Below are 21,190 nucleotides of genomic sequence, written 5' to 3' on the forward strand. Positions count from 1 at the left end.
CGCGTAGGCGACCGCCGAAACATGCGGGGCAAAAACGGGGCTGGCAGGGCGTTGGGCGCTAGATCTGTTCCCGGCCGAACGCGCCAAGGCGTTCGAGGTCGAGCACGTCGATCTGGTTATACGAGAGGCGCAAAATTTGCAGCCGTTCGAGGTTTTGCAGCGCCTGATTGATCCGCTGACGCGACACGCCCGCCAACAGGCCGACTTCTTCCTGCGAAATGGCCAGCGTGCGGCCGGTGTCGGGATAAAGGTCCGGGTTGAACAATTGCGCGAGCGCCTGTGCGACGCGCGCGTCGACATCGAGCAGTCGGCTATTCTGAATCGATGCGATGAATTCGCCCATGCGGTTGTTCAGTTGCCGGATCACGAAGCCGGTGAAGGGCAGGCTCGACTCCAGCAGCGTGTGGAACGTCTCCGACGGCACGAACATGACCAGCGAGGGCTGAATCGCCGCCACGTCGTATTTGCGCAGTTCGCGCTTGATCACGCTGCCTTCGCCGAACCAGCCGCCGCGCGGCACGCCGGACAGCGTGCAACTGCGTCCCGAAGGGCTATAGATGGCAAGTTTGATGAGGCCGGAATGCACGCCGATCCAGTAGTCCGACGGCTCCTGGCGGCGCGCGATCCATGCGCCGCCTTCCAGATGCTCCGCGTGCGCGCTGGCGAGCACCAAGGCCTGATGCTCGGCGGCGAGCGCCCGGAACCACGCGCACGTGGCGAACAGGCCCGGCAGATTTGCGCGCGCGACCCGTTCCGGCTTGCGCGGGCGGGCGTCGGCGGGGGCGGTGAGCGGAGCGTCGTTCATGGCAGCTTGCGGGTTTTCGGGCGAATGTGGGTGTGGCAGCGCCAGGGCGCGCCACTCTGTCATTTGAATGACAGACAGTTCACCATGGCAATTGTTAGCCTAGTTCATCAGTCAGAATAATCGACGGCGCGACCAGCGCCTCTGGAGACGATCCGATGAAGCACATGTTCGAAGCAGGCCTCGAGCGCCGTGAGGCCAACTATGTCCCACTAACGCCGATCGATTTCATCGTGCGCGCAGCGGAAGTCTACGGTGAGCGGCCGGCGGTCGTCCATGGGGAGATTCGCCGCAACTGGCGAGAGACCTACGAGCGCGCCCGGCGGCTGGCCAGCGCGCTGCAGCGCGCCGGCATTCAGCGTGGCGACACGGTCGCGGCCTTGCTGCCCAACATTCCTCCGATGATAGAAGCGCACTTCGGCGTGCCCATGGCCGGCGCCGTGCTCAATACGCTGAACACGCGGCTCGACGTGTCGTCGCTGCTGTTCATGCTGCGCCACGGCGAGGCCAAGGCGCTGATCGTCGATACCGAGTACGGCGAGTTCGCGCATCGTGCCGCGCTGGAATTTCCGGACCTGCGCGTGATCAGCGTGGCGGACGCGATGCCCGCCGATCCGGCTCAATTCATCCGTGCGACAGACTACGAAGCGTTCCTGCAATCCGGCGACCCCGAATTCGCGTGGACCCTGCCGGCCGCCGAATGGGACGCCATTGCGCTGAACTACACCTCCGGCACGACCGGCGATCCGAAGGGCGTGGTCTACCACCATCGCGGCGCGTATCTGAACGCGCTCAGCAATATCCTCGAATGGGATATGCCCAAGCACGCGGTCTACCTGTGGACTTTGCCGTTATTCCACTGCAACGGCTGGTGTTTTCCGTGGACGGTGGCCGCGCGTGCCGGCGTCAACGTCTGTTTGCGGAAATTCGATGCGAAGACGGTGTTCGATCTGATTCGCCGCGAAGGCATCACGCACTATTGCGGCGCGCCGATCGTTCAGAGCGCGCTCGCGAACGCGCCGGCCGAATGGCGCGAGGGCATCGAGCATCGCGTGTCGACGATGGTGGCGGGCGCGGCGCCCGCGCCGGCGGTGATCGCGAAGATGAAGGAGATCGGCTTCGATCTCACGCACGTGTACGGACTCACCGAAACCTATGGGCCGGCCGCGGTCTGCGCAAAACAGGAAGAGTGGGAGTCGCTCGACGATAGCGCGCGCGCCGAACTGAACGCGCGGCAGGGCGTGCGCTATCACCTGCAAGCGGCGGTGACCGTGCTCGACCCGGACACGCTCGCACCCGTGCCCGCCGATGGCGAGACCATCGGCGAGATCATGTTCCGCGGCAACATCTGCATGAAGGGCTATCTGAAGAACGAACGTGCGACGGACGCCACCTTCCAGGGCGGCTGGTTCCATACCGGCGATCTTGGCGTGCGGATGCCCGATGGCTATATCCGCATTCGCGATCGCAGCAAGGACATCATCATTTCCGGCGGCGAGAACATCTCGAGCATCGAGGTCGAAGACACGCTGTACCGTCACCCTGCGGTGTCCGTAGCCGCCGTGGTGGCGATGGCGGACGCGAAGTGGGGCGAGGTACCGTGCGCCTTCGTCGAGCTCAAGGAGGGCGCGCAGGTGAGCGCGGAAGAGATCATTGCGCACTGCCGGCTCTTTCTTGCGGGATACAAGTTGCCGAAAGCGGTGCGCTTCGGCGAATTGCCGAAGACATCGACGGGAAAAATTCAGAAGTTCGAACTGCGCGCGCGTATCAAGGCCGAAGAAAAGCCATGATGCGGTTGCGCGTGTGACGGTGTGGCGTGCCGAATGGCACGCCAGTGCCGGTACTGCGCGCTGTGGATCACGTGCGCGCTATCGCGCAGGATCGCGCTGGTCGCGCGCTTAGCCGCGCGTGTCGACCCAGTGACGTGCCCAGCGTGCCGAGTGCTGCAAAGCCTGTTCTTCGTTCGTGAAGTAATCGAGCGAATAGAACTGGTAGCGCCCTTCGGTGCGCGCGCTGTCGGCGCGTTCGAGCAGCAGATTGGATGAAAAAGTGCCATCGGGCAAACGATGCGCCGAGGGTTTGACGGCATAGCCGTTGTAGTGATGAATATGTTTGTTTTGCATTTTATATTTTAATGATGTTCGAGTGCGCGCCTGCCTTGCGGACCCTTGTACGAGTCGCGCGGACGAGCTGATTCAAGCCATTGCGAGCCGAATCCTGACGCAGTCGGAAAAGCGAAAAATGGGCGTTGAAGCCGGAGGGGAGAATGAGGTGCAACGAGGCGTTTGGCGCTCAGGCAAGCTGCTTGAATGGCATGCAGCTCAAAGCGATACGCGCAAACTGTGGGAGACAAAGCTCCGCGAGGATGTCGCTGCAGCCCGATGTCCGTTGCCGGACACCGAGCCCTTCAAACTTACAGCGGCTTGATGTTAGCCGCTTGCAGACCCTTCGGGCCTTGCTTCGTTTCGAAGCTCACTTTCTGATTCTCAGCCAGCGTCTTGAAGCCGTCGCCGCTGATTTCGGAGAAGTGTGCGAACAGGTCGTCGCCGCCCTTGTCCGGGGTGATGAAGCCAAAGCCTTTGCTGTCGTTGAACCACTTAACGGTACCGGTATCCATGAAGAATCCTTGAGGTAAAAATAGAAAGATGTGCTCTGTGATAGAGCGCTGAAGCGTCAAGGAGGGAGAGGACAACGAATACCGCTGAGGGAGCGAGACATTGATGAACAGCAATCGAACTTCTTGAACTTCGGATGCCACAGTAACCGCCGGGGTGTATCAACGTCAACACTTATCTTGTAACTGTTTTGCCGGGTGCCGCGAACGGCTTGCGCTGCGCGCTTGCCGATAGAGCCCTGGTTCCCGGCTTGCCGTGCGACGCGGCACGGCAAGCCGTTCGAGCGGCAACGCGTTTCAGATACCCACTCTGTGTGCCGTCAGGATGAGGCGCAATCCCAGCGCGGCGACGGCGCTCGCGGCGACGCGATCGACCCAGGCTTTCCATTGCAGGTAAATTTCGCGCGGTCGCTTGCTCGAAAAACACAGCGCGACAACGGTGTACCAGCCGGCTTCGATAGCGAAGATCGCAGGCGGCAATGCAAAGTAGCACCACAGCGGCGGATGTTGCGGCAGCAGGGCCGCGAAGATACTGCCGTAATAAACGGCTGTCTTCGGATTACTGAGTTGTGTGCTCAAGCCGATCCAGAAAGATTTACGGGCATTGGCCTGGACCGCTTGCGTGGCATCGAAGGCGAGCGGTTTGGCGGCGCCACGCCAGATTTTCGACGCCAGGTAGATCAGATAGAGGCCGCCCGCCACTTTCAGGCCGACATAGAGCCATTCGACGCTCGCCAGCAAGGTATAGAGACCGAGCAACGCGATGCCGCTAAAGAACACACCGCCGACGCCCATGCCAATGGCGGTGGCGAGACCATCGCCGCGCGACAAGCCGATCGCATTACGGGCGACGATGACGAAACTCGGTCCCGGACTCATGGCGCCTAACAGGAGTGCGACGAGGATGGTGATGATGGCGGTTGAAGCGGTCATGGTCGAGTGTCTCCTGTGCGCTAGCGTGCTATCAGTGAAACATAACATGAGAGTGCGAGGCTTTGCTTTTGTCCCTTTGCTTCGCGCTCATTCTTGTCGATGAGTATTGCCGCTTCTGCTAACAGTCTGGATAACCCAATGGCAATTGAAAAGCCCTGCAACGCGGACTAACAATTCATTGCTGCAAGCAAAAGAAATTGGATGCTAGAATCGCTTTCCATACGCTGAAGCAGCCCCGAACCACGGGGCGAGACAAGAGCGCAATTCGATCCGGTTGCCGACGAATTCCCCATAATCCAAGATTTAATGGGCATGATTTCCAGGTGCGAGTTCTCCCGCATCGGGAGAGGCATCGCGAGTTCGATTCGCACTCGAGCCATCTGAATCACGCATAGGCTTCGCGTTGTTTAGCGAAGCCTTTTGCTTTTCTAACGCGAGCATTATTAGCCGCGACACCGGTACGTTATGAAAGAGCTTGGAGAACAACGGCAGCTCGACTTCGACGGGAATGCCCGTGAGCGCCTGGTCGCATGGATCCGCCGACGCATGGACGAATACGGCATTACGATAGAAGCGCTCGCCGAAGCGATCGAAACCGATGCGGCCGCGACCCGGGCCGTGATGTATCGCGACGCCTACGGCAATACGTGGGACGGTCACGGTGATAAACCGGACTGGCTCGCGCGCGCGATTTACGCTGGACAGAACATCGATCATTTCCGTTGCTGAGAGTGGCGTCTGCCGCTTGCGCGCGGTTATCGCATAGCCTGCCGGCGCGTTCCTTTGCCGTTGATCGCATGCACGATCTGCCTTAAGATCGGCGCGTCGTTGCCGATTCCGTGCCCTTTCTTACGGGCGCATGCGGCACAGAACTGGAAGCTGCATGCCGTACGGTCGTCGAACTCCTTCATCTGAATTTCCTGCTTGTCGTTTCCCTGCGTGGCTCCGCTGTCTCGCGGTATTCGGCCTGTTGTGGCTGAATATCGGCGGGTCGTTTGGTGCGGCCCACCAGCCTGCACGGCAGCCGTCCGTGCGCGTGAGCCGGCACGTCGAAACGTCCACGAGGCACACGTCCAAAGCGAAAGCCAAACGGCCGAGCAAAGCGAAGAAGCCCACTCCCGGCAAGGCTCGGCGTCGTGTCACGCACAAGCGCAAGCACGTGACGGGCACCGAACGGACGATGCATGCCAGCAAGGCCGCGCCCAAACATCGCCGGCAAGCTGTGCGCAATGCGCGGGATGCGCGCGGCGCGAGGCGGGCCGCAGAGTTGCCGGCAAAGCGCGATACGCAACATTTATCAGCGTCGCGCGCGTCGATGCCGCATAAAGGGCTTCGCCTGCTGGCGCGCTGCGGCTATACGTCGAAATCGCGCGCGTTGCTGCGCGCCAGATCCGTCTACGTCGTCGACGAACGAACGCAAACCGTACTCACCGAAAAGCAGGCTGACCGAGTCATGCCAATCGCTTCGGTATCCAAACTGATGACAGCCGTCGTGTCGCTCGACACGAGGCATGCATTGAATGCGCCGCTTAACGTTACGGTTCAGGACCAGGATTTCGACAAGTTCACCGGTTCACGTTTGAGTGTCGGTTCGACGCTGTCGCGCCATGACATGTTGCATATTGCGCTGATGTCGTCGGAGAACCGCGCTGCGGCCGCGCTCAGTCGCGATTATTCGGGCGGCCGTCCGGGCTTCGTCGCCGCGATGAATGCGAAGGCGCGCGCTCTCGGTATGCGGCATACGTCGTTTGTGAACGGCACGGGCTTGTCGCCGCAAAACGTTTCGACAGCGCGGGATTTGTCGTTGCTGGTCGCCGCGGCCAGCCGTTTTCCGTTGATTCGCGCTTATTCCACCGATCGCGCGCAAGTGGTTTTACCCGGCGGCGGGCGAGCTAGCCTGAGTTATCACAACTCGAATGCGCTGGTGCGAGGCGGCGACCGCTCGATCGTTCTGCAGAAAACCGGCTTCATCAACGAGGCCGGACATTGTGTTGTCGTGCGAATGAGGGTGCACGGCAGGCCGGTCGACATCGTGGTGTTGGGTGCGCCAGGCGCGCACGATCACATTGCCGACGTGACGAGAATCAGCCGCTGGCTGCGCTGTTCGTTGCGCTAAGCGGTATTCATCAGACAAGAAGGCCGAAAAAGACCAAAAAAAAGCCCGCGCAAGGCGGGCTCAACTACTCGGAGTATCGCGATCCAGTCGCTAGAAGGATCATGCTCAGTGTATGTGAAAGCTATATGAAAGTGTAGAAAAACCGCGTCAAAGATCGAAAAATACGGTTTCCTTATCGCCTTGCATGTAGATATCGAAGCGGTAGACGTTAGCCACATGCGGCTCGCGGCGCGCGATCAGCGTGGCGCGCCGGTCCGCTGGAACCGTTGCCAGTACGGGGTCTTTCTCATTCGCCGCGGCTTCGTCCTCGAAATAGACACGCGTGAAAGTGTGCAGCAGCATGCCGCGCATGGTCAGGATCACATTCAGATGCGGCGCTTCATCCGGGCTGACGCGGCCCGGTTTCACCGTTTCCACGACGAAGCGTTTGTGCGGATCCGTGCCGGTGCCGACACGCGCGAAACCGCGAAAGCCGGTCTTCAGGATTTCGTCGCGCGACTCCGGGAAGTGCCCATTCGCGTCCACTTGCGACACTTCGAGCATGGCGTCGCCGATCACCTTGCCGTCGCCGTCGAACACCTGGCCGACGATCGTGATGTGCTCGCCGGCCGCTTCGCGGTCAGCCAGAACGGGCGTAAACAGGCTCTTGAAGTCGAAATCGTACTGCTGCGGGCACAGACCGTACGCGAAGTAAGGTCCGACCGTTTGCGAAGGCGTTTGCTTGAGGGTCGTCATGGCTTAGCGCTCCATCGGAGTTTCGTTGCGGCCGCGCAGCACGATGTCGAAGTCGTAGCCGAGCGCATAGGCCTCTTGCGTGGTGTCGAGCGAGAAATCCGCGATCAGGCGGTCACGGGCGTGCTCCGGCGTGCCCTGGAAGATCGGGTCGAACGCCAGCAGCGGGTCGCCGGGGAAGTACATCTGCGTGACGAGGCGCGAGCCGAAATGGTCGCCGAAGAGCGAGAAGTGGATATGGTTCGGACGCCACGCATTCGGATGGTTGCCCCACGGATACGCGCCAGGCTTGATCGTGAGGAAGCGGTAGCGGCCTTCGTTGTCCGTGATGCAGCGGCCCGCGCCGAGGAAATTCGGGTCGAGCGGCGCGTCATGCTGGTCGGCCTTGTGAACATAGCGGCCGGCGGCGTTGGCTTGCCAGATTTCGACCAGCGTGTTGCGCACCGGGCGGTTGCCTTCGTCGAGCACGCGGCCCGTCACGATGATGCGCTCGCCAAGCGGCTCGCCATTGCGTACGGCGTTACGCGTCAGGTCGTGGTCGAGCGCGCCGAGGTCATCGGTGCCGTAGACCGGCACGCGCTGATCGCGCAGCTTTTCCTTCAGCGGAATCAGCGGACGCGTCGGGCCGCGTTTGACCGACGAACCGTAGCCGGGGTAGACGTAAGCGGGATGCGACGTGAAGTCACGCGCGCTGAGAAAGGAATCGTCCATCAGTGTCTCCTTCGAGGAATTGTGGGATACGGCGTTATGGAAAGACTTTATCCAACCTGAGAGGTTATGCAAAATGACGTTTTCGCCCTTTTCGTATAACCTGCCGTTATGCAACGCAGTCTCGCGGATAGCCGCGTCAAATTCCGTCATCTCCAGTGCTTTCTGGCCGTCGCGCAGTTCGGCAGCGTCCAGCGGGCCGCTGACAGCCTGTCGATCACTCAGCCCGCGGTCTCCAAGACCGTTGCCGAACTCGAAGCGATTCTCGGGGTGAAGCTGTTCGAGCGCGGCCGCCACGGCGCCGTGCCGACCCGCGAGGGGCAACTTTTCATGCCGCACGCGAGCGCCTGCGTCAGCGCGTTGCGCCAGGGTGTCGATCTGCTGGCGCGCGCGGAAGGCGCGGCCGCGGCCACGCTGGAAATCGGCATCTTGCCGACCGTCGCGGCGGCATTGATGCCGCCGGTGCTCAAGCAGTTCGCCACGCTGTGGCCACGCGTGATCGTGCGCCTCGCGACCGGCGCCAACCCGGAATTGCTCGAGCGCCTGAAAGCGGGCACGATCGAATTTGCGATCGGACGTCTGGCCGATCCCGAGCGTATGGTCGGGCTCAGTTTCGAGCAACTGTTCAGCGAGCCGTTGATCGCGGTGGTGCGCGCCGGGCATCCGCTCGCGGCGGGCGCGGGCTTACCGGCAACCTCGCTCGAGGATTTTCCGGTTGTGTTGCCGCCGTTCGGCACGTTGATCCGGCAATCGGCGGACAGCCTGCTGAGCGCGTGGGGCGTGCCGCCGTTGTCGGCGTTCGTCGAGGTATTGTCGGTTTCGACGGGACGCGCGTTGACGCTGGAGAACGACGCGGTGTGGTTCGTCCCGCTGAGCGCTGTCGAATACGAGCTGGCGCACGGCATGCTGGTCCGTTTGCCGTTGCCCTTTGCCGGCACCGGCGAGCCGGTCGGATTGATCCGCCGCTCGGACACGCAGCCGTCGCCGGTCGGGCGGGCGTTTATCGAGGCGGTGCGCGAGGTCGCGCAGCAGCGCATGGCGTCGAGCGCGGACAAGGCAGCCGGTAAAAGGGTGCAGAAACGGAGCCGCAAATAGGGCGTCCGGTACTCAATCATGGTGATGAGCGCCGCGAGGCATGCGGCGCGCCGTCGTGTGAACCATCCGGTACAAAATGAAGGTTGCGGACGCCCGGCTACCCGGTGTACAAACACGGTGCAAAAGCCGTGGTGTCACACTGCGGATGTGGCGGCGGCTTGCACCGAACACCGGAAACAGCAGGAACAGCGTCGAAAGACTGTAAAGGAGATTGTCATGCCCAGCGACTTGCCCACTCCAGACGCCGCGCTGCGCGCCGTGTCGGCGCCTGAGCACAATCCGCTCGGCACCGCCGGACTCGAATTCGTGGAGTTCGCCGCGCGCGATCCGCAGGCGCTTGGCGAAACCTTCACCAAACTCGGTTTCAAGGCGATTGCGCGGCATATCAGCAAGGACGTCACGCTTTATCGTCAGGGCGAGATGCAGTTCCTCATCAACGCCGAGCCGGATTCGTTCGCCGCGCGCTATGCCGAGGAATACGGCGCGGGCATTTGCGCGATCGGCATTCGCGTGGCGGACGCGCAGCGCGCCTTCGACCGCGCGATCGAACTCGGCGCATGGGCGTTCGAAGGCGAGAAGGTCGGCACGGGCGAGCTGCTGATTCCGGCCATTCAGGGCATCGGCGACTCGCACATCTATTTCGTCGACCGTTGGCGCGGCCGCGGCGGCCAGCGTGGCGGCCTCGGTGATATCTCGATCTTCGATATCGACTTCCGGCCCATCGAAATCGACACGGCGCATGCCGACTTGAGCCATGCGGGCACCGGCCTCGTCGCGGTGGATCACCTGACGCAAACGGTCGGCGAGGGCCGGATGCAAGAATGGCTCGACTTCTACCGCGACCTGCTCAACTTCCGCGAGATTCACGAGTTGCACGCCAACTGGCATGTCTCGGCGGAATCGCGCGTGATGGTGTCGCCGTGCGGCGCGATCCGCGTGCCCTTGTACGAGGAAGGCACGAGCCGGACCAACCTTATGCATGAGTACCTGCCAGACCATCCGGGCGAAGGCGTGCAGCATATCGCCCTCGCGACCGACGACATCTTCGCGTGCGTCGAACAATTGCTCGCGAACGGCGTCGAGTTCGTCGAGCCGCCGCCACGCTATTACGAGCAACTCGACGCGCGTCTGCCGGGTCATGGGCTCGACGTCGCGCGGCTCAAGCGCACGCACGTGCTGGTGGACGGCGAGATCGGCGCGGACGGCGTGCCGCTGCTGTTTTTTCCAAACCTTCGTGCGGCGCCGCGCCGGCGAAATATTCTTCGAGATCGTCCAGCGCCAAGGTCATCACGGCTTCGGCGAAGGCAATTTGAGCGCGCTGGCAAAGGCGCGCGAACAAGCGGGCGCTTGAGGTTTGATCCGACGCCGGCTCAACGGGTATCGGGCGGGCCGCCCAACTCAGGATTCACCGCGCTGTAGGCGGCGGCTTCGTGCAACAGCCACTCGCGGAAACTCGCCAGCGGCTTGCCATGGCTCAACTCGGTCGGATAGACGAGGTAGTACGCGGAGTCGGCGACGGCGGGCGCGTTGAGCGGAATCACGAGCCCAAGCTGGTCGAGTTGCGCTTCGACGAAAAAGCGCGGCACCAGCGCAATGCCGAGACCGGCTGCGGCCGCACTGATCAGCATGGTGTGGAGTTCATAGCGCACGCCCTGCATGGTCCGGTTGTCGTCGACGCCCATGCTGGCGAACCATGACGCCCAGCCGTCAGGCCGGGTGGTGGAATGCAGCAGTGGATAGTCCAGAAGCTCGGCGGCGCCTTGAACGGGCCGCTTCAGCAAAGTCGCCGCGCACACCGGCACCACCTCCTCGCTAAACAGAAAATCCGCCGACGTCCCCGGCCATGTGGGCTTGCCGTAATGAATCGCGGCCTCGAAATGGGTCTCGGCGAACGGGAACGTGCCGGTTCGCACGCCCATGTTCACGCGCACGTCCGGATATTGCGTATTGAATGCCGCGAGCCGCGGAATCAGCCATTGCGACGCGAAAGTCGGCAGAACGGCCAACTCCAGATAACCGCCGCCGCTGCCGTGCGCGATGATGGACAGCGTGTCGCGATCGAGTTGTTCCAGCGAGCGCCGCACTTGCGCGCTATAGACCTTGCCTGCCTTCGTCAGCACCACGCGCTGTTTGACGCGTACGAACAGCCGCACGCCAAGATTGCTCTCCAGCGTATTGATCTGCCGCGAGACCGCGCTCTCGGTCAGGAAGAGTTCGCGCGCCGCATGCGTGAAGCTCTCGTGCCGCGCGGCGGCTTCGAAAGCGAGCAGCGCGCCCATGTTGGGGATCTTGAACTTTCGCACGTTGATTCCAAAAACGCATCAAGTGGCGATTTTATCTCGCTTTACGGCAAGCCGGCAGGTTTGAATAATCACGCCTTCGATCGTGCCGTCCTGCGGCTTGCACCTGCACCGGCAGGTCTGCTCGAACATGTCAATCAGTGCCCGTCAAAGTTACGTAGAGAACCGCTATGCGAAACATCAAGAATGCGAATGTCGAACAACTGCTGCTGAAACTGCTCGGCGCCGACAAAACCACCCGGCTCTTTGCGACGCTGAATCATCCGCGCATTCTGGACGAAGGGGAGGACGGCATCGTCACGCGCGCCGAACTCGCGCAGGCGATGAACATGGCGCTGTTCGAGGATCTGCTGGCGCGCTCGGCGAACGGCCGCCAGTACACTGAGGAGACGATCGCAGCAGGCGGCAGCGTGTACTTCGATCACGGCGCGTTGCGCACGGTGCGCTGGCCGCACAGCGGCGCGTTGCCGACGGGTGAAGCCGCGTTCGCACGCATTCTTCGTCCGCTCGGCTTCAGCATCAACGGCCGCTATCCACTCGACCGCCTCGGCATGACCGGCCGCGCCTGGGCGCACGACGACGCGCCCGATGAAATCGCGCAGTTCTTCGTCAGCGAATTGCATCCCGAGCGGTTCTCGGCAGAATTTCAGCAGGCCGTGACCAACGTGATCGGCGCGTCGCGCGATCCGTTGACGCCGCGCGCCATTGGCCACTTGTGGGAACTCGAGCGTGACGGCGTGCTGCCGCTCGAAGCGGCGTATGAATTGCTGCCGGTGATCGTCGGCGCGTTCGCGCGGCAGCACGACATGCCACGCGAAGCCGATTACGAAGTATTGTTGAAGGAATCGGCGGAGATGGCATGGATCGCCACCGAAGGTAACGCTTTCAATCACGCCACCGATCGCGTCGCGGATGTCTTTCAACTCTCCGACGACGAGAAGGCCAAGGGTCGTCCGATGAAACCGGAAGTGGAGCGTTCGCGCTCGGGCCGCGTGTTTCAGACGGCGTATCGCGCGGACCTCGTTCAGCGCGAGTTCCGCACGGCTGACGGCGGCATCGTGACGCGTGAAGTGCCCGGCTCGTTTTACGAGTTCATCACGCGCAAGCGGACTTTCGATCAGGACGCGCGTCGTTGGGAAACGGACCTGCGTTTCGACGCGGGCAACGCACAGGGCATCTTCAAGATGACCGCGAGCCAGGCTGCCTGAGCGCGAATCGGCGGCATCGGCACGAGAAACGGGGAGCGCAGTGGGAACGTCATTTGATGAAGAGCAAGGCGCAAGCGTCGATGAGTTGGACGGTGCCGGCCGCCGCGCGTTGAAGAAGACGCCGCGCATCGCCACGCCTTTTGCGGGCAGCGCCGCTGTGATGCAGGCGCTCGAAGCCGATTTGCGCAGCCACGTGCGCGGCGAAGTGCGCTTCGACCAGGGCTCTAAAGCGCTGTATGCGGCGGACGCGTCGAACTATCGACAAGTGCCGCTCGCCGTCGTCGTGCCCGCGGACGTCGACGACCTGTTGGCCACGCTCGCCGCCTGCCGCCGCAACGACGTGCCGTTTCTCGCGCGCGGCGGCGGCACGTCGCAGAACGGGCAGTGCGTCAACGTCGCGGTAGTCGCCGACGCGAGCAAGTATGTGAACCGTGTCGTGTCGGTCGATCCGGTCGAGCGTGTTGCGATCGTCGAACCTGGTGTGGTCTGCGATACCTTGCGCGATGCGGCGGAGCGGCATGGCCTCACTTTCGCACCCGACCCGGCGACGCATAGCCGCTGCACGCTCGGCGGCATGATCGCCAACAACTCGTGCGGCGCGCATTCGGTGATGGCCGGCAAGACGGTCGAAAACGTCGAAGCGCTGGAAATCGCGACCTTCGACGGCGCGCGTTTCTGGGTCGGTCCGACATCCGATCAGGAACTCGAACGCATCATCGCGGCAGGTGGCCGTCAGGGTGAAATCTACGCCGCGCTGAAGCAACTGCGCGACACCTACGCCGAGCAGATTCGTGCGAAATTCCCGCAGATCAAGCGGCGTGTGTCGGGCTTCAATCTCGATCAACTGCTGCCGGAAAACGGCTTTAACGTCGCACGTGCATTGGTCGGCACCGAAGGGACCTGCGCGCTCACCTTGCAGGCGAAAGTGCGTCTCGTGAAGAGCCCGGCCAAGCGCGTGATCGTCGTGGTCGGCTTCACGGATATCTATACGGCGGCGGACGCCGTGCCGCATTTCATGCGCTGCGGGCCGATCGCTATCGAAGGACTCGACCGCGCGATCATTCGCGGTTTGCAGGCGCGCGGTTTGAAGAAGGACGAGATCGCGTTGCTGCCTGAAGGCGATGCGTGGGTCGTGCTCGAATTCGGCGCGGACACGCAAGACGATGTGATGCGCGAGGCGCGAGCCGCCGCCGCTTACTTTGCCTCGGGCGAAGCAGGGCCGAATGTGTCCGCGATGCTCGTCGAAGATCGCGCGTTGCAGGCGAAGGTGTGGTCGATTCGTGAGACCGGCGCGTCGGCGGTGGCGTTATCGGTCGATTCCGGCACGCCGGACCCGGTGGTCGGCTGGGAAGATGCGGCGGTCGATCCGTTGCGTCTCGGCGACTATCTGCAGGCGTTCCAGGCGCTGGTGGATCGCTACGGTTACGAGACGAGTCTCTACGGCCATTTCGGCGATGGCTGCGTGCACGCGCGCATTACCTTCGATCTGCGCAGCGCGGAAGGTGTCGCGACGTGGCGCAAGTTTCTGCGCGAAGCGGCCGAACTGGTGGTCGAATTCGGCGGCTCGCTGTCGGGCGAACACGGCGACGGCCAGGCGAAGGCCGAGTTTCTGCCGATCATGTACGGCCCTGAACTGATGCAGGCGATGGAGCAGTCCAAGGCGATCTGGGATCCGGCCAATCGTCTGAATCCGGGCAAGGTCGTGCACGCATATCGCGTCGACGAGAACCTGCGCATGGGGCCCGCTTACAAGCCGGTCACGCTGCAAACCCGACTGACGTTCGCGAGCCAGGAAGGCGACGGTTTTCAGCGCGAGATCGAGCGATGCATCGGCATGGGCAAGTGCCGCTCGCTCGAAGGCGGCACGATGTGCCCGAGTTATCGCGCGACGCGTGAAGAGAAATATTCGACGCGTGGCCGCGCGCATCTGTTCTGGGAAATGCTGCAAGGCGATGTGATCGCCGACGGCTGGCAAAGCCGCGAAGTGAAGGAAGCGCTCGATACGTGCCTCGCGTGCAAGGGCTGCAAATCCGATTGCCCGACGCATACGGACATGGCTTCGTACAAGGCGGAATTTCTATCGCATTACTACGAGACGAATCGTAGGCCACGGCAGGCGCTGTTCATGGGACGGATCGGCGAATGGGCGCCGTGGGCGGCGCGTTTGCCACGTCTGACGAACTTCATGACGTCGGCGCCGGGTTTGTCTTCGTTCGGCAAGTGGCTGGCCGGCGTCGCGCAAACGCGTGAATTGCCTCGATTCGCGGATGCCACGTACAGGCAGATCGCACAGCGTTCGCCGCAAACGGCGCGTGATGTTCGCGGCGAGGTGAAGAAAGTCATCCTATGGGTGGACACGTTCAACGATCACTTTACGCCCGAGATCGCGCAGGCCGCCGCCGATGTTTTAAAGCAACTGGGCTGGCACGTCATGTTGCCGAAGAACCGTTTGTGCTGCGGGCGGCCGCTCTATGACTTTGGCCTGCTCGAACGAGCGCGCGAACTGCTCACGCACATTCTCGACGACCTCGCGGACGATATCGCCGCCGGCGTGCCGCTCGTCGGTCTCGAACCCGGTTGTCTATCGGTGTTTAAGGACGAATTGCTGAAGCAACTGCCCGGCCATCCGCTAGCGAAGAAACTGTCGGCGCAGACTTTCCTGTTCTCCGATTTCGTCGCGCGTCAGCCGTTCGATTGGCCGACGCTTGACGCGGACGTTATCGTGCACGGACATTGTCATCAGAAGGCGCTGTTCGGCATGCAGGGCGATACCGCGTTGCTGAACAAGCTCGGCGTGAAATGGAAGCTGCTCGATACGGGATGCTGCGGCATGGCCGGATCGTTTGGTTTTAACGCGGAGCATCACGCGCTGTCCACGAAGATCGGCGAAGACAAGTTGTTTCCCGCGGTGCGTGCGGCGGACGCGAAGACGATCGTGTTGACCAACGGTTTTAGTTGCCGCGAGCAGATCGAGCAGGGCACGGGGCGTCACGCAATGCATATTGCGCAACTTGCGCAGCGGGCGTTGGCGGCGCGCTAAAGCGCATTCATGCGCACTGAGGTGCTTGCGTTACTTCTTCGTCGATTCAATGGCGACCGGCGCTTGCGGAATGTCGGCGCTGGTCGCCATCCACAACACTTCGGCGTCTTCTTCGCTCGTGGAGACCGCCGCGTGACCGGTGCGGCTGTCGAAGTAGAGGCTGTCGCCGGCGTTCAGATGCGTCGGCGCATACAACTCCGAATAGAGGCACACGCTGCCGCTGATCACATACAGAAATTCCTCGCCTTCGTGACGACCCCAGTCGTCGAATGCGTCGAGTGTGTGCGCGGAGATGCGGATGCGAAACGGCAGCATCGCTTTGTGCGCGAGGTCGGTGGCGAGCAGCTCCATCTGGTAGCCGCGATACGCGTGGCGCTGGCCTTCGTTTTTGCGGGTCAGCGCGCGACGCCCGCTGGCGCTGACTTTCGGTGTCGAGCCGAACAGCTCGCCGATTTCGATCTTCAATCCGAGGACGATTTTCTGCAGGACGTCGAATGTGGGGGACATCAGGCCGTTTTCGACCTTGGAGAGCGTCGAACGGGACACCCCGCACAGGCGGCTGGCGGTTTCCAGCGTCAGATCCTGCGCCTGGCGGGCGGCGCGGACGCGGCGGCCGAGGTCGGTGGTGGACGGATCGGCGGGTTTGGAGAGATGGGTGTCCATGGGGCTTGATGCTTCGAATGCGCGCTTTAGGGGGACGGTGTTGTTTCCGATAATAACATTTGGGGCGAGCCGCAAGTTTCGCGGGGAGGGTTGGGGTGTTGGCGGTAGGGCCATCGGTGGCGCTTTGAGCGGTCGCGCTTGGCTTTATGCGGCGGAAAGGATCAGCGCGATCGAACCGTGGGGGATCTGCGCGTGTTTTTCTCATTGGAAACTTTAGTCTTTGCGTATGGCCGGCAGCGGCGGTGCTGTGGCTGGACCAACTATTAACTTAGGTTGCAAGTCTCGTTTTATATAGCGGGCTTGATAATCGCACCGGCTTTGGAAGGAAGGCATTAGTTAAGATATTGCGCTACACGCTATGCTGTCGTGGCATCCGCTAGCCTTGATAACGTCATTCCCCGGCCGGCGAAGCAATCCCGGTCAACCGATTAAGGAAAGATTAAGAAAAACAGATGCTTGCCAAATATCAATAGACCGCTTTCATTTAATCACAAAGCCTGGTATGCGAATGGCATATCAATAAATTATGTTAAATCGCCTTGATGGTGGATTTTTCTTTGTCGTATGCATTACGATGCTGGAATTAAAAGCAGCATCGACAAGATAAACGATCCATGTCTCAGAATCGTAAAAAACGACCAACGGGGAATCAGGCGCGCAGAAAGCCGCTTGGCAAAGCCAAGCTCTTGCCGCATACCGCGACATACGTGCGAGAACAGTCGTTGCGCTGGCATCTCGCCTTGGCCGCATTTCAGGCGGGCAAGGGCAACGGCGAATTGCTGGCGAAACTGGTGAAGGCGCTTTACCTGGCCTGGTATCTTCAGCAGGCCGGATTCGGTGCGCTGGAGCGTGATTTGTATATCGATGCCGAACGTATTCTGGATGCAGCCGCCCGTAGCGCGAGTGAAGAAATCTGGCTGATCGCGGCAGCGGACTGCGTGCCGATCACCAGGCTTCTCGATTTGCACGAACAGCAACTGCAAACTGCGCCCGTGTTCGCCGTGGACGAAGCTGAGTCACGCGTCGTGCATTTTGGACGAAGCGACAAGCGATCACCGTGGTGAGCGGATTTGAAGTGCGGCTGATTTAGCTTCGATCCCGGTCAGGCGTGACCCGGGCGTTCGCTGAATCGCCGCGTTGCAACGTGCAGCGCCGCGCTCGGACTATCGAGCGGCCGTCTTCCCTTCTGGACGAGATCGGCGGCGGGCGCCATCCACGGATGAGCGAACGCGACAACGGTCGCACCCGCCTCATACGCCTGATCCGCAGACAATGCGGTCGCTGCCAGGCATGCTTGAACGTCGCCCGCTCTGAACAGCGCCCAAACGTGGCCAACGTGAACGACCTCCACCGATGCCGCGCTTTTGCTTGCGTGCTCCGCGAAGAGCTTCCTGGCCGATTCGATTGCCGATTCAGCGGCACACAACACGACGATTCTTCCGCCCGCTTCTGCTGCCGCCGCAGCCAAAGCGACGTCCGCTCGGACGATAGGCACACGGGGACTCCTGATATCGGCCACGGCCGGCCCGAGCGTGGCGCAAGTCAGAATGACAGCATCGGAATCGGCTGCCAGCGCGAGAAGGCGCTGGTTTGTCTGGGCTCGCAACTCGTCGGAGAACGTCCCCGCTTGATCGACAGCCTCGCGAAGATCCGCCCTCACTTCATGCTGAAGATCTTCCGCCCGCATCCCAAGCGTTTTGGCTGCCTGCTCAAACACTTGCAGGTTTCCATCCATAGTATGCAGAAACGAAATGCGCATGGCCGTATGCCTCGGTATCAGGTGTGTCACGTCGACGCCGCTTCGTGGCTTTCGCGCCGACGGGCGGCCCAATCGGTTCGCCTGCATTGTTGCAACGTCGTTGCGGGCTAACAAGGCAAGCTCTTCTACCGGTATCGCCGCTACCTCTCTTGCGCGAGCGATCCGCGACGATATAGCCGCCTTATGGGCCGTTGTTCCGTGCATTCGGGAAGTCCGTTGAGCCCTAATATCATCGGTTCGCATCCTGCTAGCTGTCATTTAGCTTGTATCCCGAACGTCGCCGGACGTTCGCAGACGTAGTAACGTATTGAAAATTTAACCTTTCGCCCCGCTACATTGATTCTTGAGGCGCATATGTCCACGGACACAGACACCATCACCGATGAGCAGATCGCTGCAATCGCCGACCGCATGGTCGAAGAAGGCAGAAGAGTGTCGCCAGTGACAATCTGGAAAGAGGTACGCGGCGGTTCACTAGTGGCGATAGTCGCGGCCTTGCAACGCTGGCGCGAAGCGCGGCAGGCGGAAATGCCGCAAGTGCAGGCCCAGCCCGGATTGCCGGAGGGCCTCGCCGAAACGGTGATCAGCGCCGCGGATCGGATCTGGGCGGCGTCTCAACACGATGCGGAGAAGGCGTTCAACCAACGTCTCGCCACGGTGAACCAGGATCTCGAAGCGGCCCTCGCGGAACGGGACGAGGCGCTCGCCGAATATCAAAAGACGATTGATGAGATCGAAACGGGGCGCAATCGACTCAGCGCGCTGACGGACGCGCTGAGCGCGTCGGAAAGTGCCGCTCAGCGCCTCGAAGCGGAACTCGCGACCGCCAACGGCCGCGCTGAAGCGGCTGAGACCCATGTCGGCGAACTGGTTCAGCAAGCGTCCGCGCAAGACGCCAAGCTGAAGACGGTGAATGCATCCCTCGACGAGGAACGGCTCACGAGCGAAGGGTTGGCCGCCTCTCTCGCGGACAAAAGCGCTGAAGTCGCTCAGATCACGCGGGAACGTGATCAGGCGCGGCACGAGATCGCGACGTTGAGCGACGTCAGTCAGGCGAAAACAGAAGAAGTGACGCGATGGTCGCAAGAGGCGAGCGCGGCCACGTCGCGTGCTGAAGCGGCGGAGGCGCGCATTGAGGAATTCGCGCGGCGTGCGTCGGTGGCCCAGTCCAAGATGGAGGAGACAAACGCGTTGCTTCAACAGGAACGCAAGGCGCATGAGGAGTCGGCCGCGCTTGTCTCGAGCAAGAATGATGAAGTCATGCGAGTCACGCAGGAACGTGATCAGACGCAGCAGGAAATCGCCACTTTGCGCGACGCCTTTCAGGTGAAGTCGCAAGAAGCGGCTCAGCTGTCGCAAGAGGCGAGCGCGGCTTCGTCACGTGCGCAAGCCGCAGAGGCGCGCGTGGTAGAACTCGCGCAACGTGTGTCGTTGCAAGATGCTAGCCTGGAAGATGCAAAGGCATCGATTGAAGAAGCACGCCAGGCACGTGAGGAATTGGCTTCGATTGTCTCCGTCACGAACGATGAAATGACGCGAGTCGCTCAAGAGCGTGATTTTGCGCAGCAGGAAATCTCAACCTTGCGCGAAGCCTATGAGGCCAAGTCGCAGGAGGCAAGCGCGGTCTCGTCGCAAGCGCAGGAAGCACAGGCGCGAGTGGACGAACTCACGCAGCGCTTGTCTTTGCAAGATGACAGCCTGAACAAGACGACGGCGCTGCTTGCATTGGAACTCAAGGCACGCGAGGAATTGGCTTCGCTTGTCTCCAGCAAGGACAATGAGTTAACGCGAGTCACTCAGGAGCACGATCAGGCGCTGCAGCGAGTCACAACGTTGGACGCCGCTAATCAGGCGAACTCGCAAGAAGTGGCACGATGGTCGCAGGAAGCGAGCGCGGCGACATCGCGCGCGCAGGCGGCAGAGGCACGTATAGAAGAACTCGAGCAGCGTGCGGCGTTGGCTCACGACAAGCTGACAGCGACGAACGCATCGCTTTCAGAGGAACGCAAAGCACGTGAAGAGTTGACCGCGGTTATCTCGGCCAGGAACGACGATTTAACGCGAGTGACTGAGGAGCACGATCAGACGCGGCAGCAGTTCGCCACTTTGCGCGACGCCCATCAGGCGAAGACTGGAGAAGCGACGCGACTGTCCGAGGAATTAAGCGCGGCTACGTCGCGCGCGCAAGCAGCGGAGGCACGTGTAGTAGAGCTCGCGCAGCACGCAGCGTTGCATGCTGACGATCAGCAAGCCACGACGGCTTTGCTCGACAAAGAACGCGAGGCAAGAGCTGCGTTGGCCGCAGAGATATCAAGCAAGAACGATGAAATAGCGCGAGCCACTGAAGAGCGCGACCGGATCCAGCAGCAGATCGCAAAGTTGAGCAGCGCCATTCAGGCCAGCCAGGAAGAAGCGGCCCGGTTGTCGGCGGAGTTGGAAGCGGCTTCGTCGCAAGCAAAAACTTTCGAGGCGCAGGCAAACGAGAACCATGCGCGGCTCACCGCACTGGAAGCTGAACTGGAGCAAGCCCGCGCTGTGCTGACAGCGGAGCGCGAGGCAGCCGAGGCGCGGGCCGAGGAAACGTCGGCTCAACTCAGCGAGTTCCAGCGCGTCAAGCATGAACTGGACGAGGCGCGGGAGCAGATCAGTGCCGTGACCGAGGCGAAGACACTGATCAGCGCCAACCTCGCTCGGCTATCACAGGATGCGTCCGCCGTGAAGGAACGCGCGGAGGCGGCCGAACAGCATGTCGCGCAGCTGGAGCAGCGCGTCGCGTCGCAAGCCGCCGCTATCGCGCAACACACTCAGCGCGCCCAGCAGTTAGCAGCCCGCGCCGAGGAGAACGACAGCTCGGAGGAAGTCGCGACGTTGCAACGTCAAGTGTCGGCGCAAGCCAAGGCTCATGCAAAGGCCATGAACGAGCTTCGCACCACGGCCGAACAGTGGGTCGTGCACGCAAAGGACCTGAAACAGCGGCTCGGTCTGGCAAGCGAGAAGATCTTGTTCATCGACGCACGCAGCACCGGCGAAGTGGCACTCGTCCGGCGGCTTTCATCCGAACTGGAGCGGCTCAAGCCGGACCACGAATTGATCTCGAGAGAGATGCAGCAAAAACTGATCGCCGCGACGATGACGCACCAACTTGCGCAGAAGGGCTACCGTTACGATCCGGCGACGGCGGTCATGTCGAAGGTCACGACCTGACGCGTGCCGGCCGCTC

18 protein-coding genes and 2 pseudogenes are annotated in these 21,190 nt (G+C 61.7%); 10 read left to right on the forward strand and 10 right to left on the reverse strand.

Features of this window, described 5'->3' with window-relative positions:
* Window positions 1-58: 58 nt before the first annotated feature.
* Window positions 59-805: a Crp/Fnr family transcriptional regulator gene (locus B0G74_RS42945; RefSeq protein ID WP_132383760.1), complete on the reverse strand. Its 747-nt coding sequence runs from the start codon at window positions 803-805 to the stop codon at window positions 59-61.
* 155 nt (window positions 806-960) lie between these two features.
* On the opposite strand from B0G74_RS42945, the gene B0G74_RS42950 reads away from it, so the two are divergent.
* On the forward strand, window positions 961-2,592 hold the full coding sequence (locus B0G74_RS42950) for an acyl-CoA synthetase (RefSeq protein ID WP_132383762.1): 1,632 nt from the start codon (window positions 961-963) through the stop codon (window positions 2,590-2,592).
* A gap of 108 nt (window positions 2,593-2,700) precedes the next feature.
* Here the strand turns inward: B0G74_RS42950 and B0G74_RS42955 are convergent, their stop codons facing one another.
* The 3 genes from B0G74_RS42955 to B0G74_RS42965 form a co-directional block, all read right to left on the reverse strand.
* On the reverse strand, window positions 2,701-2,925 hold the full coding sequence (locus tag B0G74_RS42955) for a hypothetical protein (protein ID WP_132383764.1): 225 nt from the start codon (window positions 2,923-2,925) through the stop codon (window positions 2,701-2,703).
* 290 nt (window positions 2,926-3,215) lie between these two features.
* On the reverse strand, window positions 3,216-3,419 hold the full coding sequence (locus tag B0G74_RS42960) for a cold-shock protein (protein ID WP_012428559.1): 204 nt from the start codon (window positions 3,417-3,419) through the stop codon (window positions 3,216-3,218).
* A 294-nt stretch (window positions 3,420-3,713) separates the two neighbouring features.
* Window positions 3,714-4,349 (reverse strand): LysE family transporter, encoded by a 636-nt coding sequence (locus tag B0G74_RS42965; RefSeq protein ID WP_132383766.1) that lies wholly within the window; start codon window positions 4,347-4,349, stop codon window positions 3,714-3,716.
* Between the two features lie 465 nt (window positions 4,350-4,814).
* On the opposite strand from B0G74_RS42965, the gene B0G74_RS42970 reads away from it, so the two are divergent.
* Window positions 4,815-5,078: an H-NS family nucleoid-associated regulatory protein gene (locus tag B0G74_RS42970; RefSeq protein WP_106282679.1), complete on the forward strand. Its 264-nt coding sequence runs from the start codon at window positions 4,815-4,817 to the stop codon at window positions 5,076-5,078.
* Window positions 5,079-5,104: 26 nt separating this feature from the next.
* Here B0G74_RS42970 and B0G74_RS46110 read toward each other — a convergent pair whose 3' ends face one another.
* On the reverse strand, window positions 5,105-5,260 hold the full coding sequence (locus B0G74_RS46110; protein WP_165924043.1) for a hypothetical protein: 156 nt from the start codon (window positions 5,258-5,260) through the stop codon (window positions 5,105-5,107).
* Between B0G74_RS46110 and B0G74_RS42975 the strand changes: the two genes are divergently transcribed.
* Entirely contained in the window at window positions 5,233-6,465 is a 1,233-nt protein-coding gene (locus tag B0G74_RS42975) for a serine hydrolase (protein ID WP_132383768.1), read from the forward strand. The two genes, B0G74_RS46110 and B0G74_RS42975, sit on opposite strands and share 28 nt — an antisense overlap.
* 147 nt (window positions 6,466-6,612) lie before the next feature.
* Here B0G74_RS42975 and pcaG read toward each other — a convergent pair whose 3' ends face one another.
* Window positions 6,613-7,200 carry a protocatechuate 3,4-dioxygenase subunit alpha gene (gene pcaG, locus B0G74_RS42980; RefSeq protein ID WP_132383770.1) on the reverse strand — a complete coding sequence of 196 codons (588 nt, stop codon included), beginning with the start codon at window positions 7,198-7,200 and terminating at the stop codon, window positions 6,613-6,615.
* A 3-nt stretch (window positions 7,201-7,203) separates the two neighbouring features.
* Window positions 7,204-7,908: a protocatechuate 3,4-dioxygenase subunit beta gene (pcaH, locus tag B0G74_RS42985; RefSeq protein WP_132383772.1), complete on the reverse strand. Its 705-nt coding sequence runs from the start codon at window positions 7,906-7,908 to the stop codon at window positions 7,204-7,206.
* 108 nt (window positions 7,909-8,016) lie between these two features.
* Here pcaH and pcaQ point away from each other — a divergent pair, with 108 nt between their 5' ends.
* Complete coding sequence (gene pcaQ, locus B0G74_RS42990; protein ID WP_132383774.1) at window positions 8,017-9,000, forward strand: pca operon transcription factor PcaQ; 984 nt, start codon at window positions 8,017-8,019, stop codon at window positions 8,998-9,000.
* A 216-nt stretch (window positions 9,001-9,216) separates the two neighbouring features.
* Window positions 9,217-10,351: pseudogene (locus tag B0G74_RS42995) on the forward strand (VOC family protein).
* Between the two features lie 19 nt (window positions 10,352-10,370).
* On the opposite strand, the gene B0G74_RS43000 reads toward B0G74_RS42995, so the two are convergent.
* Window positions 10,371-11,303, reverse strand: a complete 933-nt coding sequence (locus B0G74_RS43000) for a LysR substrate-binding domain-containing protein (protein WP_207915807.1) — start codon at window positions 11,301-11,303, stop codon at window positions 10,371-10,373.
* Window positions 11,304-11,470: 167 nt separating this feature from the next.
* Here B0G74_RS43000 and B0G74_RS43005 point away from each other — a divergent pair, with 167 nt between their 5' ends.
* Together B0G74_RS43005 and B0G74_RS43010 are read left to right on the forward strand one after the other, a co-directional pair.
* Window positions 11,471-12,508 (forward strand): DUF1338 domain-containing protein, encoded by a 1,038-nt coding sequence (locus tag B0G74_RS43005; RefSeq protein WP_132383776.1) that lies wholly within the window; start codon window positions 11,471-11,473, stop codon window positions 12,506-12,508.
* Window positions 12,509-12,548: 40 nt separating this feature from the next.
* Complete coding sequence (locus B0G74_RS43010) at window positions 12,549-15,548, forward strand: FAD-binding and (Fe-S)-binding domain-containing protein (RefSeq protein ID WP_132383778.1); 3,000 nt, start codon at window positions 12,549-12,551, stop codon at window positions 15,546-15,548.
* A 30-nt stretch (window positions 15,549-15,578) separates the two neighbouring features.
* On the opposite strand, the gene B0G74_RS43015 is transcribed toward B0G74_RS43010, so the two are convergent.
* Window positions 15,579-16,211, reverse strand: coding sequence for an XRE family transcriptional regulator (locus B0G74_RS43015; protein WP_132383780.1), 633 nt, complete (start codon window positions 16,209-16,211; stop codon window positions 15,579-15,581).
* A gap of 722 nt (window positions 16,212-16,933) precedes the next feature.
* On the opposite strand from B0G74_RS43015, the gene B0G74_RS43020 reads away from it, so the two are divergent.
* Entirely contained in the window at window positions 16,934-17,275 is a 342-nt protein-coding gene (locus B0G74_RS43020; RefSeq protein WP_243658581.1) for a hypothetical protein, read from the forward strand.
* 38 nt (window positions 17,276-17,313) lie between these two features.
* On the opposite strand, the gene B0G74_RS43025 is transcribed toward B0G74_RS43020, so the two are convergent.
* Window positions 17,314-18,213: an arylsulfatase gene (locus B0G74_RS43025; RefSeq protein WP_342960201.1), complete on the reverse strand. Its 900-nt coding sequence runs from the start codon at window positions 18,211-18,213 to the stop codon at window positions 17,314-17,316.
* Between the two features lie 168 nt (window positions 18,214-18,381).
* Here B0G74_RS43025 and B0G74_RS47260 point away from each other — a divergent pair.
* Both B0G74_RS47260 and B0G74_RS47265 read left to right on the forward strand, forming a co-directional pair.
* A pseudogene (locus B0G74_RS47260) lies at window positions 18,382-18,636 on the forward strand (DNA-binding protein); the annotation flags it as partial.
* A 990-nt stretch (window positions 18,637-19,626) separates the two neighbouring features.
* Complete coding sequence (locus B0G74_RS47265; RefSeq protein ID WP_243658589.1) at window positions 19,627-21,174, forward strand: chromosome partitioning protein ParA; 1,548 nt, start codon at window positions 19,627-19,629, stop codon at window positions 21,172-21,174.
* Window positions 21,175-21,190 lie beyond the last annotated feature (16 nt).

This window comes from Paraburkholderia sp. BL9I2N2 (assembly GCF_004339745.1).
Classification (GTDB): Bacteria; Pseudomonadota; Gammaproteobacteria; order Burkholderiales; family Burkholderiaceae; genus Paraburkholderia.